This is a genomic window from Roseateles sp. FW301-B2 (assembly GCF_058788955.1).
Window position 1 is genome coordinate 1 of record NZ_JBYTBE010000031.1, and the last position, 14,508, is coordinate 14,508.

General features: G+C 69.2%; 12 protein-coding genes. 4 read left to right on the forward strand and 8 right to left on the reverse strand.

Annotated elements, in window-relative coordinates:
• Nucleotides 1-128: 128 nt before the first annotated feature.
• The 3 genes from AC3WQY_RS18910 to AC3WQY_RS18920 all read right to left on the reverse strand — a co-directional run bounded on the left by AC3WQY_RS18910 (nucleotide 129) and on the right by AC3WQY_RS18920 (nucleotide 3,112).
• Entirely contained in the window at nucleotides 129-1,019 is an 891-nt protein-coding gene (locus tag AC3WQY_RS18910; protein WP_285234142.1) for an amino acid ABC transporter substrate-binding protein, read from the reverse strand.
• 48 nt (nucleotides 1,020-1,067) lie between these two features.
• Nucleotides 1,068-1,997: a transporter substrate-binding domain-containing protein gene (locus tag AC3WQY_RS18915; RefSeq protein WP_285234143.1), complete on the reverse strand. Its 930-nt coding sequence runs from the start codon at nucleotides 1,995-1,997 to the stop codon at nucleotides 1,068-1,070.
• 182 nt (nucleotides 1,998-2,179) lie between these two features.
• Nucleotides 2,180-3,112: a GNAT family N-acetyltransferase gene (locus AC3WQY_RS18920; protein WP_492710072.1), complete on the reverse strand. Its 933-nt coding sequence runs from the start codon at nucleotides 3,110-3,112 to the stop codon at nucleotides 2,180-2,182.
• Nucleotides 3,113-3,179: 67 nt separating this feature from the next.
• Here AC3WQY_RS18920 and pyrF point away from each other — a divergent pair, with 67 nt between their 5' ends.
• The 3 genes from pyrF (at nucleotide 3,180) to ypfH (ending at nucleotide 8,165) form a co-directional block, all read left to right on the forward strand.
• Nucleotides 3,180-4,004 (forward strand): orotidine-5'-phosphate decarboxylase, encoded by an 825-nt coding sequence (pyrF, locus tag AC3WQY_RS18925; protein ID WP_492710073.1) that lies wholly within the window; start codon nucleotides 3,180-3,182, stop codon nucleotides 4,002-4,004.
• Between the two features lie 127 nt (nucleotides 4,005-4,131).
• On the forward strand, nucleotides 4,132-7,422 hold the full coding sequence (locus tag AC3WQY_RS18930) for a PAS domain-containing hybrid sensor histidine kinase/response regulator (RefSeq protein ID WP_492710074.1): 3,291 nt from the start codon (nucleotides 4,132-4,134) through the stop codon (nucleotides 7,420-7,422).
• A gap of 23 nt (nucleotides 7,423-7,445) precedes the next feature.
• Nucleotides 7,446-8,165: an esterase gene (gene ypfH, locus AC3WQY_RS18935; protein ID WP_285234147.1), complete on the forward strand. Its 720-nt coding sequence runs from the start codon at nucleotides 7,446-7,448 to the stop codon at nucleotides 8,163-8,165.
• Nucleotides 8,166-8,193: 28 nt separating this feature from the next.
• Here the strand turns inward: ypfH and AC3WQY_RS18940 are convergent, their stop codons facing one another.
• The 5 genes from AC3WQY_RS18940 to AC3WQY_RS18960 all read right to left on the reverse strand — a co-directional run bounded on the left by AC3WQY_RS18940 (nucleotide 8,194) and on the right by AC3WQY_RS18960 (nucleotide 13,919).
• Nucleotides 8,194-9,906, reverse strand: coding sequence for a M14 family metallopeptidase (locus AC3WQY_RS18940; RefSeq protein WP_285234148.1), 1,713 nt, complete (start codon nucleotides 9,904-9,906; stop codon nucleotides 8,194-8,196).
• Nucleotides 9,907-10,004: 98 nt separating this feature from the next.
• The gene (locus AC3WQY_RS18945) at nucleotides 10,005-10,760 is read right to left on the reverse strand and encodes a LytR/AlgR family response regulator transcription factor (RefSeq protein ID WP_285234149.1); all 756 of its coding nucleotides are present in this window, start codon (nucleotides 10,758-10,760) and stop codon (nucleotides 10,005-10,007) included.
• Nucleotides 10,757-11,836: a sensor histidine kinase gene (locus tag AC3WQY_RS18950; protein WP_492710076.1), complete on the reverse strand. Its 1,080-nt coding sequence runs from the start codon at nucleotides 11,834-11,836 to the stop codon at nucleotides 10,757-10,759. Before AC3WQY_RS18950 ends, AC3WQY_RS18945 begins: the two co-directional genes overlap by 4 nt.
• A gap of 82 nt (nucleotides 11,837-11,918) precedes the next feature.
• A complete protein-coding gene (locus AC3WQY_RS18955; protein WP_285234151.1) occupies nucleotides 11,919-12,674 on the reverse strand; it encodes a class II glutamine amidotransferase in 756 nt (251 codons plus the stop codon).
• Between the two features lie 3 nt (nucleotides 12,675-12,677).
• Nucleotides 12,678-13,919: an NAD(P)/FAD-dependent oxidoreductase gene (locus tag AC3WQY_RS18960; RefSeq protein ID WP_492710077.1), complete on the reverse strand. Its 1,242-nt coding sequence runs from the start codon at nucleotides 13,917-13,919 to the stop codon at nucleotides 12,678-12,680.
• A gap of 114 nt (nucleotides 13,920-14,033) precedes the next feature.
• Between AC3WQY_RS18960 and AC3WQY_RS18965 the strand changes: the two genes are divergently transcribed.
• On the forward strand, nucleotides 14,034-14,432 hold the full coding sequence (locus AC3WQY_RS18965) for a TraR/DksA family transcriptional regulator (protein ID WP_285234153.1): 399 nt from the start codon (nucleotides 14,034-14,036) through the stop codon (nucleotides 14,430-14,432).
• Nucleotides 14,433-14,508 lie beyond the last annotated feature (76 nt).

Consider the following 14,508-nt stretch of genomic DNA (forward strand, 5'->3'; position numbering starts at 1 on the left):
ATGTCACCGCCGCTGCCCAGGCAGCGCGGTATCACCTCGCCATCGATGGTGTTCTTGCAGAACACCTGCCAGTCCCATGTGGCCATGCCACCTCCAATGCTTGTGTTTCCGGGCGCTCGCCTAGCCGCTTACTTCTTGGCGTACTCTTCCATCGGACGGTCGTTGGGGCTGGCGATGGCGGCCTTGAGGTTGTCGCTCATGGCCAGGCCGACGCGCGCATTGGCCGGCGGGATCGGCTGCATCAGCCACTTGTCGTACAGCTTGGCGATCTCGCCCGACTTCATCATCGCCTTGATGCTGTCGTCCACCGCCTTCTTGAAGGCCGGATCGTCCTTGCGCATCATGATGGCGATCGGCTCCACCGACAGCACCTCGCCGACGATCTTGAAATCGGCCGGGTTCTTGCTCTTGGCGATGTTGCCGGCCAGCAGCGAGCCGTCCATCACGAAGGCATCGGCGCGGCCCGATTCCAGCAGCAGGAAGCTGTCGGCATGGTCCTTGCCGAACACCTCCTTGAAGTCCACGCCGGTGGCGCGCTCATGCTTGCGCAGGGTCTGCACCGAGGTCGTGCCGGTGGTGGTGGCGACGTTCTTGCCGTTGAGCTGGCCGATCGAGGTGATGCCCGAGTTGGCCTTCACCGCGATGCGCACTTCCTCGACGAAGGTGGTGACCGCAAAGGCCACATCCTTCTGGCGCGTCAGGTTGTTGGTGGTGGAGCCGCACTCGATGTCCACGGTGCCGTTCTGCACCAGCGGGATGCGGTTCTGCGAGGTCACCGGCTGGTACTTGATCTCCAGCTTGGCCAGGCCCAGCTGCTTCTGCACATCGGCCAGCACATGCTGGCAGATCTCGACGTGGTAGCCCACGTACTTGCCGTCGCCCAGGGTGTAGGAAAGCGCACCCGAGGACTCGCGCACGCCCATGGTGGCCGTGGCGCTGTCCTTGATCTTCTTCAGCGTGTCTTCGGCATGGGCGGTGGCGGCCAGTGCAAGGCTCAGGGCAAACGCGATCGTCTTCATGGGGTCTCCTGGAAGGGGCGGGTTGAAAGAAGGAAAGCAAAGCATCGATCAGGGCAGGGCCTGATCGGTGGGCAATTGGTAGAGCCGCAGCAGCGCCTCGGAGGGCGGTTGGTTGAGGTTCAGGCCCTTGGGCGGGATGGGGCGCTGGAACCAGCGCGTGTAGATCTTCAGCGCCTCGCCGCTCAGCAGCAGGCGGGTCAGCTCGCGGTCCACCAGGGCCTTGAAGCCGGGGTCGCCGCGCCGCATCATGCAGCCATAGACCTCGGCCGACATGGGCGTGCCGGTGACCACCCAGTCCTCGGGCCGCGCCGCCTTGGCACGCTCGCCGTGCAGCAGCGCATCGTCCAGCATCAGCGCATCGACCTTGCCGGTCTCGAGCGACTGGAAGGCGTCGCCATGGTCGCGCGCGCTGAGCAGCTGGATGCGGCCGCCATGGGTTTCGTTCCAGCTGCGCAGCAGGCGCTCGGAGGTGGTGCCGGCCGTCACCACGGCGCGCTTGCCGGCCAGATCGGCAAAGTCCTTCAGCCCCGAGTCCTGGCGCACCAGCATGCGCGTGCTGACCACGAAGATGGAGGTCGAGAACGCCACCTGGCGTTGTCGCGCCAGGGTGTTGGAGCTGGAGCCGCATTCCAGGTCCACAGTGCCGTTCTGCACCAGGGCCATGCGGTTCTGCGAGGTCACGGGCACCAGGCGCTGGGTCAGCGCCGGCAGCTGCAACTCGCTGCGCACGGCCTCCACCACCCTCAGCATCAGCTCATGCGAATAGCCCACCACCTGGCGGCGCTCGTCGTAGTAGGAGAAGGGCACCGAAGATTCGCGGTGGCCCAGGCTGATGGTGCCGGTGACGGCGATGCGGCGCAGCGTGTCGCTCTGCGCCAGCAGGGGCGAGGCCGCCATGGCCGCGCCGGCCAACAGGGTGGCGGCAAGGCAGCAGAACGGGCGGATGAGCGTGGCGCGGCGCATGATGGCGCAAGGCATGCACTTGCTGTGCCATTGCGGGATTTCCCGGAGCCGGCGCGCGGCAGCAGCCGCTAAGTGCTTGATTCCTCGTGCACGGCAGGCCCGCCGCGGCAAGAGCGAAGACGGATTTCCGTGCGCCGCGGCGCCCGCAGGGACGGAAATCCGTTCACGCCGACCTTCACGCCGACGTTCTCCACGACTCAGGCGGCCTCATCCTCCCACAGCACGGCCGCGATCCTCCAGCCGCGCGCCGTCTTCAGCAGCTGCAGGCTTTTCTGGCCGCGGCCGGCATAGGGGGCGTCATCCAGGCGCCCGGCCTTCTCGTAGCGCAGCCAGCGCTGCGCGATCCGGCCCTGGATACGCGTCTCCTGCGCCAGCTCCCGTTCGGCAAAGTCCTGCAGCCGGCCGCCCTCGCGCAAGAGCTCGGCGCGCGGCAACACAAAACCGGGCACATCCATCAGCTGCGCGCCCTGCTGGCCATCGTGGTGGCGGATCTGCGCATCCGGCAGCAGCCAGTAGGGCAAGGCCGCCAGCGTCGGGCAGCGCCCGCCGCGGTTGTCGAAGGCGCCCAGAAAACGCGCCGCCAGGGCATCGATCTGGGCCGCGTCGTCGGGTTCCGCGCCGGCGGCGCGCCATTCGAACAGCACCGAGCCGCCGTCGTAGCCCGCCACCTGGCGCAGGCCCTGTTCCTGCATGCCGATGGTCAGCAGCACGCGCGCCGAGGCCTCGTTGTGGGGCGCGATGATGGCCTGCACGCAGCGCAGGCCCAGCACCTCATGCGCATAGCGCAGGCTGGCCGCGGCGGCCTCGCGCGCATAGCCCTGGCCATGGTGGCGCTCCAGCAGCGCATAGCCGACATCGGGATGCTCCAGCGCATCGCGCTTGAACACGCCGCACAGGCCCAGGAACTCGCCATCGGCCAGGCGCTCCACCGCCCAGAAGCCATGGCCCAGCTTCCAGTAATGGTCCAGCAGGCGGCCCTGCATCCAGTCGCGCGCCTGCGCTAGATCGCGCACGCCCGGATCGGAGATATTGCTGATCCAGCCCGGCTCGTTGAGCAGCGCCAGCACCTGGGCGGCGTCGTCCAGCGTGAACCAGCGCAGCCTCAGTCTCTCGGTCCGCAGCACCTCCATGCTCGCTCCTCATGCAAAAAGCAAAAGCGCGACAATACGCCACCTGCCACCAGCCCCCAAAAGCCACATGAATTTCATCCAGCAACTCCACGCCGCCGAACAACTCAACGACTCGCTGCTGTGCGTGGGGCTGGACCCCGAACCCGCCAAGTTCCCGGGCGCCTGGAAGAACGATGCGGCGCGCATCTACGATTTCTGCGCCGCCATCGTGGACGCCACCAAGGATCTGGTGATCGCCTTCAAGCCGCAGATCGCCTACTTCGCCGCGCATGGCGCCGAAAGCCAGCTGGAGCGCCTGATGGCGCACATCAAGCGCGTCGCGCCCCATGTGCCGGTGATCCTGGACGCCAAGCGCGGCGACATCGGCTCCACCGCCGAGCAGTACGCTCGCGAGGCCTTCATGCGCTACCAGGCCGATGCGGTGACGCTCTCGCCCTTCATGGGCTTCGACAGCATCGAGCCCTATCTGCGCTATCCCGACAAGGGCGCCATCCTGCTGTGCCGCACCTCCAACCCCGGCGGCAGCGACTGGCAGAACCAGCGCCTGGCCGACGTGGCAGGCCAGCCGCGCCTCTACGAACACCTGGCCAGCCTGGCCCAGACCGACTGGAACAAGAACGGCCAACTGGGCCTGGTGGTGGGCGCCACCTTCCCGGGCGAGATCGCGCGCGTGCGCGAGCTGGCCCCCACCCTGCCCCTGCTGATCCCGGGCGTAGGCGCCCAGGGCGGCGATGCCGACGCCACCGTGAAGGCGGGCTGGCGGCCGGGCAGCCCCATCATCGTGAGCTCCTCGCGCGCCGTGCTCTACGCCAGCCAGGGCGAGGACTTTGCCGCCGCGGCCCGCCGCGTGGCCCTGCAGACGCGCGCGCAGCTCAAGCAAGCCAAGGCCTGAAGCGCCAAAAACTGCGCAGATCCCCTCACTCCGGGTGATCTGTCTGTGGTTTCCGGGTCTGTCCTGCTGTTCACCACCCCCGCTTGTGGCTGAGACTCCCCAGCTGGCCTGAGAGTGGACACCCGCAGTGAGCAGCAGCAAGGACAGCCTGGATGATTTGAGCAGCCTGGTGGGGCATGACCTGCCCCCGGGCGAAGGCCGCACGGCGCTGGAGCAAAGCCTGCTGTGGCGCTCGGTGCGCCTGTTCCTGTGGGCTTGCGTGGGCCTGTGCACCGTGGTGACCGCGATGCTGGTGCTGAGCATCGGCCCGGGCGAGCCGCTGGGCGGCTGGCTGCCGCCGGGCCTGGCCCTGGGCACCGCCGCCACCGGCCTGGCCCTGCTGTGGCGCCAGCCGCGCCAGCATGGCCGCGCCGTGGTGCTGCTGATGCAGGCGTTGGTGATCGCGCTGGCGCTGGCTATCGCGGTGTCGCGCCAGCTCGGCCTGTACTCGATCAGCCTGGGCGTGATGGGCCTGATGGTGGCCCTGACCACCGCCATCGTCGGCCTGCGCACCGGCCTGGCCGTGTTCTGCATGGGCCTGGCCTGCCTGGCCGGCCTGGGTTGGGCCGAGCTGGCCGGCTGGATCACGGTGGCCCAGCGCAGCGTCAGCCTGCCCGCCCGCCTGCTGGCCCACAGCCTGCTGTTGAGTGCCGGCCTGATCGTGGGCCTGGGCACCGCCCGCATGGTGCGGCGCTCGGTGCAGGAGGCCAGCGATCGCAGCGCGCGCTTCCGCCATCTGCTCAGCATGGCGGCCGACTGGTACTGGGAGATGGACCGCGAGTTCCGCTTCACCCATCTGGCCGAAGACCGCCCCGGCGCCTCCGGCCTGGACCTGCAGGCGCGCCAGGGCAAGACGCCCTGGGAGCTGGAGCAGCTGGGCCTGTCCGACGAGGACATGGACGCGCACCGCGCCGACCTCGAATCGCACCGCAGCTTCCGCGGCGTGGTGGCAAGGCGCCGCAACGACGACGGCACGGTGCGCTTCGTGTCGGTGAGCGGCGAGCCGCGCTTCGACGCGCAGGGCAATTTCCGTGGCTATTGGGGCGTCGGCCGCGACGTCACCGGCGAGGTGCAGGCCGAGCAGGCCATCGTCGCCACCGAGACGCGCTACCGCGAGCTGTTCCGCCGCTCGCCCTCGCCGCTGGTGCTGCACCGCTGGGGCCGCGTGCTGGATGCCAACCCGGCCGCGATGGCGATGTTCGGCTACACCCAGCGCTCCAGCATGATCGGCCAGGACCTGTTCTCGCATTACGAGCCGGGCGACGACGAGCGCGCGCGCCAGCGCGCCGCCAAGATCGAGGCGATGCCGGTGGGTGCGATGCTGCCGATGGCCGAGTTCAGGCTGCGCACCCTGTCGCGCCGGCGCCGCCTGGTGCAGGCCACCAGCGTGCGCGTGGACGCCGCCAGCGGCCCGGCCACGCTCTCCTTCTTCATCGACCAGACCGAGGCCTCGCGCGCGCAGGACGCGCTGCGCCGCTCGGAGGGCCTGCTCTCGCACCTGGTGGCCACCAGCCCGGATGTGATCACCCTCACCGAGATCAACTCCGGCCGCTACGCGATGGTCAACAAGACCTTCGAGGAGCTCACCGGCTACAGCACCGATGAGGTGCTGGGCCACACCGCCGACGAGCTGGGCATCTGGCACAAGCATGAGGATCGCGAGCGCCTGGTCGAGGCGATCCGCCTGCATGGCCGCGTCAGCGAGATGCCGGCCACCTTCATCAACAAGCATGGCGATCCGATCGCGATGGTGATCTCGGCGGCCCCCTTCGTGATGGAAGGCCTGTCCTACCTGGTCATCAATGCGCGCGACGTGTCGGAGAGCGAACGGACCCGCCTGGTGCACGCGGCGATTCTCGAGAACGCCTCGATCGGCATCACGCTGACGCGCGACCAGCAGTTCGTGCAGGTCAACAAGTTGGTGGAAGACATGTTCGGCTGGCCCGACGGCAGCCTGATCGGCCAGCATGGCAGCGTGGTCTGGCCCAGCATGGCCGACTATGCGGCGGTGGGCGCCGAGCTGGGGCCGCGCCTGGCGGCGGGCGAGCAGGTCGAGGCCGAGCGCATGATGCGGCGCCGCGACGGCTCGACCTTCCTCTGCCGCCTGCTGGCGCGCGCGGTGGACCCCAACCACCCCAGCCGCGGCGGCACCATCTGGATTCTGGAAGACGTCACCGAGAAGCGCCGCGTCGAGGCCGCGCTGGCCCAGGCCAAGGACGAGGCGCAGGCCGCCAGCCGCGCCAAGACCGCCTTCCTGGCCAACACCAGCCACGAGATCCGCACGCCGCTGAACGGCGTGGTGGGCCTGGCGCGCATGCTGCAGCAGCCCGACCTGGACGACGACACGCGCCGCCATTACCTGGACCAGATGCTGGACAGCGCCGAGAGCCTCTCGGGCCTGATCTCCGACATCCTGGACCTGAGCAAGATCGAGGCCGGCCGCCTGACGCTGGAGTCCGTGCCCTTTGCGCTGCGCGACATGCTGGGCACCATGCGCATGGCCTATCTGACGCTGGCGCAGGCGCGCGGCCTGACCTTCAAGATCGACGTCGACGAGGCCGTGCCCGCCTGGGTGGTGGGCGACCCGGTGCGGCTGCGCCAGATCCTCAGCAACTACCTCACCAACGCGCTCAAGTTCACCGAGTCGGGTTCGGTGGCCGTACAGGTGCGCCGCCTCGACGAGGAGCGCATCCGCATAGAGGTCAGCGACACCGGCCCCGGCATCAGCGCCGAGATGCAGGGCCGGCTGTTCCAGCCCTTCACGCAGGCGGATGAATCGACCACGCGCCGCTTCGGCGGCACCGGCCTGGGCCTCTCGATCTGCCGCGAACTGGCCAGCCTGATGGGCGGCCAGGTGGGCTGCGAGAGCACGCCCGGCCAGGGCTCGACCTTCTGGGCCGAGCTGCCGCTCTCCGCCGCGCCCACCCCCATCAGCACCCAGCTGCGCGAGGCGCGCGACAACGAGGACCTGAAGGGCCTGCGCGTGCTGATGGTGGAGGACAACCCGGTCAATATGATGATTGCCGTGGCCCTGCTGGAGCAATGGGGGCTAGAGGTGGCGCAGGCCAGCGACGGCAGCCAGGCGGTGGAGGCCATCAACGCCGCCGCCAGCATGGGCAAGCCCTACGACGCCGTGCTGATGGACGTGCAGATGCCGGTGATGAGCGGCCACGAGGCCACCCGCCATGTGCGCCGCCGCTTCAGCGCCGAGGAGCTGCCCATCGTCGCGCTCACCGCCGCGGCCCTGGTGTCCGAACGCGACGAGGCGCTGGCCGCCGGCATGAACGAGTTCCTCACCAAGCCCATCGACGCGCCGCGCCTGCGCCAGGCCCTGGTGCGGCTGATCGGACACAAGGACCCGGACAATCTGCGGACCTGAGCGACGGAGGGACAATCGGGGGCATGAACACCCCCGCCCGCTCCCAAGCCCTTGCCCTGCTGCCCGACAAGGGCCTGCCCGATCTGCTGTTCCTGCTGCTGCACGGTGCCGGCGCGGATGCTTCGCAGATGCGGCCGCTGGCCCAGGCCCTGCGTGCCCAGTACCCGCAGGCCGCGGTGGTGTCGATCAATGCGCCCGAACCCTATGACCAGATCCCCGGTGGTGGGGCGGGCCACCAGTGGTATTCGCTCAAGGACGCCAACGACGACAACCATGGCCAGCGCGTGGCGGCCGCCCTGCCCGGCTTCATCGCCACCGTGCGGGCCTGGGCCGAACAGTTCGACCTGCCCTGGGAACGCGTGGCGCTGGCCGGCTTCTCGCAAGGGGCGGTGATGGCACTGGAAGCGGTGCAGGCCGAGGTGGCGCTGGCCGGCCGCGTGCTGGCCTTCAGCGGCGCCTACGCCAATATGCCCGGGCACGCGCCGCTGAACGTGAGCCTGCACCTGATGCATGGCCTGCAGGATGGCACCCTGCCCTACCAGGACCAGGTGGACGCCGCCAAGCGCCTGGTGCGCCTGGGCGCCGACATCACCGCCGACATCCTGCCCGACATCGGCCACGAGCTGCATCCCGAGCTGATCGAGAAGGCGCTGGGCCAGCTGCGTACCTTCGTGCCGGCGCGCGTCTGGCGCGAGGCCATGCAGGCGGCGCAGGCGCAAGGCCTGGCACCCAAAAAGGACTGATCAGCCCGCCGCGGGCAGGCGAGCGATCTCAGTCCAGCACCACCTCGGTCCTGACCGTTCCGGCGCGCTCGGCGCTGGCCGTCAGCGCCAGGCGCGTGCCCTTGGGCGCGCGCACCACCCACTCGCCCACGGCGCGATCCGCGGTGACCTCGCGGCTGGGCAGGAAGGCATGCTGCGACTGCTTGGGCGCATGACCCTCCAGTTGCGGGCCCTCCATGCGCTCCTTGCCGCTCACCAGGCTGATCTCGGGGTTCAGGAGCGGATCGGGCAGGTGGATGTGGAACATCACGCCGCGCACCGTCTTGCGCTCCAGCGCGCGCTTGGTCACGTAGGCGGGCAGGTAGCCGCTGTTGGAGACCGCCAGGCGCACGCGCCAGGTGTCGGGGCCGAGCGCGCGCACCTCGGTGCGCAGCAACTCCAGCTTGGGCAGCGAGAGCGCGATCTGGTTCATCCAGGCCGGGAAGCGCGCCGCCTCGCGCTCGCGCAGATGCGGCGGCGGGTTGCGCCAGAAGTTCATCTTGTCCCAGCCGCCGATCTCCACCGCGCCGAGCTGCGGATGCTGGAAGGGCTGCCAGTCCACATGGGCCTGGCCGCCGCATTGCTCGTCGCTCCACTTGAGCAGCTTGAGATCGTCCTCCACCGGATGCTCGCGGTACCAGTCGATCCACTTGTAGCCCTCGATGCCGGCGGCCTTGTTGGGCGACCAGATCTCCACCACCCAGAACAGCGCGCCCAGGTGCTCGTAGACCCAGTCCTGCGTGCCGCTGATGATGTCCTTGGGGTGGTACTTGAAGTCGTGCCAGATGCTGATGGCCGGGTAGCCGGTGTGCTTCTCGCCCAGGGCCGAGAACTGCTTGTAGCTCCACAGGTCCTCGGGAATCATGTCGTCGTCGCTCTGCGAGCCCATCGGCCGCAGGATCACGCCGCTGTGGGTGTGATAGCTGATGGCCGCGCCGATATTGGGGTGGGCGACGATGAAGTCCACCATGGCCCGCACCTCGGGCTCGCTGGTCGGGTAGGGGCCGGCGCCGAGCTGCTTGTATTCCTGCCGCCACTCGCTGGGGAAGTTGCGGTTCAGGTCCAGGCCCTCGCGATCGGGGTTGATCGTCACGGTGAGGCCGTCGTGGTGCTTGATGAAGCCCTCGGGGATCAGGCGGTAGTACTCGCCGCCGAACTCGCCTGGCTCGCGCGCCACCATCAGGCGCGGGTCGCCGGCATGCTTCTTGTAGCCGCCATGCGGGTCGGGCACGCGCATCGTGAGGATGCGGCCATCGCCATCCACGTCCTCGATATTGAGGCCGTCCACCGGCTCCTCGTCATAGGGGTAGCGGCGCGTGGACGAGCGGATGTGGCGCGGCCGGTCCGCCAGCGCCAGCTCCGCGCCATCGGGGTTCAGGCGCGGCACCATATAGATCACGCGCGTGTCCAGCAGCTGCGTCACCTGCGGCTCCAGGCCGTACTTGTTGAGCAGGTCGTTGAGGTAGAACAGGCAGGCGGTGCTGGCGCTGAGCTCGGCGGCGTGGATATTGCCGTCCAGCCAGAAGGCCGGCTTGTCGACGTCGGCGCCGGTGGCGGTGTTGGTGAGCACCAGCACCCAGATGTCGCGCCCCTCGTGGCTCTTGCCGATGGAGCGCACCGAGACCAGGTTGGGCCGCGCCTCCGCATAGGCGAACAGCAGCTCGGTCAGGGCATCGTAGCGGTAGAACTCGTCGAAGCGCGGAGATGGAAGAGCAGCAGCCATGTCGGAACCATTGGATGTCGGGATGGCGCCGATTGTGAGCCCGGAAGGCGGCTAGCGCACCCCGGGCTGGCCCTTGTCGTGCGCAGCGCGGCAAACACTCACTGACCCTTGAAGAGCGACTGGAACTGGCGCGACACCGGCAGCCGCTCCTCGCGCCCCTTGAGCGTGAGCTGCATGCTGTTCTCGTCCACCCGCAGCGCGCTGGCGATGTGGCGGCTGTTCACCAGCACCGAGCGGTGCACCTGCCAGAACTGCGCGCCATCCAGGGTGGCCAGCAATTCCTTCAGCGGCGTGCGTATCAGCGCCTCGCCGCCCTCGAACACCACGCGGGTGTAGCGGCTGTCGCTCTCGAAATAGATCACCTCCTCGGGCGCGATCAGCTTGATCTCGCGGCCCAGGCTGGCCTGGATGGGGCGGGCCGGCGGGCGCTGCACCGCGGGCAGCAGCTGCTGCAGCAGGGCCTGCATGGCCTGTGCGCTCGGTTGCGCCGCGGCCTGCCGATTGCGCAGGCGCGCCACCGTCTGCGCCAGGCGGGCGTCGTCCACCGGCTTGAGCACATAGTCGATCGCGCCGGCCTCGAAGGCGGTGAGCGCGTGGTCGCCATAGGCGGTGACGAACACCAGCTGCGGCGGCTCGCTCAAGCGCGCCAGGCGCTGCGCCACGTCCAGGCCGGTGAGGCCGGGCATGCGGATGTCGAGGAAGCAGATGTCGGGCTCCAGCGCCAGCGCATCGTCCCAGGCGTCGATGCCGTTCTCGCTGCGCGCCACGATCTGCAGCTCGGGCCACAGGCGCGCCAGCGCGGCCGCCAGCTGTTCGCGCGGGCCTTCCTCGTCGTCGGCAATCAAGGCTCTCATGGACTCTGTTCTCCCTCGTCATGGATGGTGATGCGGGCCAGGCAGCCCGGCTCCTGCGCCAGCAGCTGCAGGCTGGCGCGCGCGCCATAGAGTTGCTGCAGGCGCTCGCGGGTGTTGGCCAGGCCCAGGCCGTCGTCGCTTGCCGTCTCGGCGCACAGGCCGGCACCGTCGTCCTGTACCTCCAGGCGCAGCGCCGCGCCCTCGCGGTAGGCGCGCACATCGATGCGGCCGCCGCGCAGCGCCGGCTCGATGCCATGGCCGATGGCGTTTTCCACCAGGGTCAGCAGGGCGCCGGGCGGCAGGGTCAGGTCTTGCAGCTCCGGCGCTGCCTCGATCCGCCAGGCGAGGCGCGCACCCAGACGCGCCTGCATCACTTCCAGGTAGCTGGCGACGATCTGCAGCTCCTGGCCGAGCGGCAGGCTTTCATGCTCGAACATCGGTAGGGTGGCGCGCAGATAGCGGGTGAAGGAGCGCAGCATGCCGGCGGCACGGCTGTCCTGGGTGTCGACCCAATGCTGCAGCGAGGCCAGGGTGTTGAAGAGGAAGTGCGGCTGGATCTGCGCGGTGGCGAGGCGCCGTGCCAGGCGCTGGCTGGCCTCCTGGTCGGCCAGCTCGCGCAGGCGCGCCTCGATCTGCTGCACCCGGTAGAGCGTGAGGAACCACCAGGCGCTGAGCACCAGGGTGATGCCGGCCACCAGGACGGGCGCGGCGAACCTGAGCATCTCCTTGCCGTGCACCTTGGCCAGCCCAAAGATCAGCACAAGGCTCACCAGCACCGCCCCCCAGGAGGCCAGGTTCAGGTTCTTGCGAGTGGGCTGGCGCCAGAGCCAGCGCGCCGTCAGCAGGCTGGCCACGCTCATGCACAGGGAGGCCAGCAGCACCCACAGGCCCAGGCCCCTGGGCAGTTCGTTGTAGAACACCGCAGCCAGGATCAGCGTATTGCTGTAGACGTAGTGGTCGATGCCCCTGGGCCAGGGCTGCGCACCGGCCTGGCGCAGCTCCAACGCCGAGAAGCGGCGCCGCGGCCCGGGGCAGATCCATTGGGTCCAGTCGAGGGTGTAGGGGCGGTGCGTCATGGCGCGAGTCTAGGTTCCGCCGCAAGGCCCCAAGACCTTGCTGCGGCGAATGGCGCCAACAGGCGATGAATGGCCGGCAGCTTCAGGCGAACAGCTCGCCGCCCACAAACACCTTGAGCTCGCCGGGCGCCATGGCCACCCAGGGCTCGCCGCGCGTGAGCGGTTCGGTGGCGATCACCGCGACGCGGTCTTCGGCCGTGGTGTGCTCGGAGAAGTCCACGCTCAGGTCCTCATCCTGCAGGTGCACGCGGCCGAACGGGTGGCGGCGCAGCAGATAGTGCAGATGCGTGCTGCCATGCGCCCACAGCGCCTGGCCGTTGGAGAGCAGCATATTGAAGGTGCCATAGCGGTTCAGCTGCGGCATCAGCTCGCGCAGGGTGTGGCTCAGCTCGGTGACGCTGGGCACATCGCAATGCGCCTTGGCGAGTTCCTGCATCAACCAGCAGAAGGCACGCTCGCTGTCGGTCTGGCCCACCGGCCGGAACGCGCCATGCAGACGCGGCGCAAAGTCTTTCAGATTGCCGTTGTGCGCAAACACCCAGTAGCGCCCCCACAGCTCGCGCACAAAGGGGTGGGTGTTCTCCAGCGCCACCTGGCCCTGCGTGGCCTTGCGGATATGGGCGATCACGTTGTCGCTCTTGATCGGATAGTCCTGCACCAGCTTGGCCAGGGGCGAGACGCGCGCGCTGTGGTGATCGACGAAATGGCGCAGGCCGCGGCCCTCGAAGAAGGCGATGCCGAAGCCGTCCTTGTGCTCGTCGGCACGCTGCGCCAGGCCGGTGAAGCTGAACATCACATCGGTGGGCAGCTTGGCATTCATACCGAGCAATTGGCACATCGTCTATTCCAGGAAGAGGCGCGAGAAGCCCTTCAGGCTGATCAGGTTGCCCGGGTTGCTGGTCTCGCGCAACACCCCACTCATGCGCTGCAGCAGGCGCGGGCTGCGCTGGGCGCGCCAGATCAGCAGATCGGCCAGCCAAGGCATGGCGTTCACCTTGTTGGCACGCTGGTAGAGATCGAACTTGGGCTTGAGCGCACGCAGGCTCTGCTCATAGGCGGCGCGCACCGCGGCATCATCGCTGTGCTGGCGGCGCCCCTGCAGCAGCGCCTCGGCCGCCAGCATGCCGGTCTCCATCGCCTTGCCGATGCCCTCGCCGGTGAAGCTGTAGGTGGAGCCGGCCGCCTCGCCGGTGACCAGCAGGCCCGGGCGCGACCAGCGCGCGCCGTCCAGCGTGCAGCGCAGCGGCGCACCCTTGAGTTCGCCCACCAGCTCGCCCTCGCGCATCAGCGCCGCGGCGGGTTCGTAATGCTCGACAAAGGCGTCGAAGATGGCGCGCAGATTGAGCTCCTTCTTGGCGCCCTTGCCGCCCACGGCGCTGTGGCTGTCGGTCACGCCCACGCCGATGTTGAAAGTGGCATTGGGGGCCGGGAAGATCCAGCCGTAGCCGGGCCGCACCGCCTTGCTCCACACCACCTCCATGGCCTTGATGCGCCCCACCATCGAGGGCGCGCGCACATAGCCGCGCAGCGCCACGCCGCTGGGCGTGTGGCGTTCGCACATGCCGGCGGCGCTCAGGGCCTTGGGCACGGCGCCGGTGGCCAGCAGCACCCAGTCGGCCTGCAGCTCATGCTGCACGCCGCCCTTGCCGACGAGCGCGCCGCAGACGCGCCCCTGGCCATCTTCCAGCGGCTTCTCGAAGCGCGCCGGCGCGATGAAACGGGCACCGGCGTCCTGGGCCGCCTGGCACAGCAGCTCGTCGAGCTCGCGGCGCGGCAACACCGCCAGCTCGCCCGGCACATCGATGCGGGTGCCGCGCGGGCCGATGCAACCCACATGGGCCACGGGCTCGGCACGCGCCATCACCTGGCCCAGCAGGCCCAGGCGCTGCAGGGCCGCATGGGCATCGGGAATCAGGCCATCGCCGCAGATCTTGTCGCGCCCCTGGGGCTGCTGATCGAGCAGCACCACGTCCACGCCGGCACGCGCCAGCACACGCGCCGCGGCGCTGCCGGCCGGGCCCGCGCCCACCACCAGCACCTCGCATCGCTGCGGCATTGGGGCCGCAGCCAGGGGTTCAGACATGCTTGTTCTCTCCTATTGAGTTGGGCACATTTTAGGGACGGCGGCGGTATTGACCGGAATCAAATCTCCGCCGGCGGCGCGGTGCGAGCATGATCAAAGCTTAGGAGAAGCCTCATGACCCAAGACCTGACCCCCGGCCAGCATGCGCAGCTGGAGATGCTGCTGGTGCAGCGCCAGCAGGAGCTGGAGCGCAGCCTGCACGGCCAGTTGGGCGAGCAATCGCGCGCCGAGCATGCGCGCGAGTTGCTGCTGCAGGACGGCGACGACGAGCCCGCCCGCGACGCCGACCGCGAGGTGGACCTGGCGCGCAGCGACCGCCATCTGGACGAGCTGCGCCAGGTCAACGAGGCCTTGCAGCGCCTGCGCGGCCAGGGCTATGGCCTGTGCAGCGATTGCGGCGAGGCGATCGCCTTCGACCGCCTGCAGCGCCAGCCCGAGGCGCTGCGCTGCCTGGACTGCCAGCGCCGCCTGGAGCGTGCGCAGGGGGACCCCAGCGCGCACCATCGCATCTGATCCAGGCGGGCGCCGCACGCGCCGCGCCATGAAAAAAGGGGCCGCTTGCGCGGCCCCTTTGCACTGGGTGGCTAGA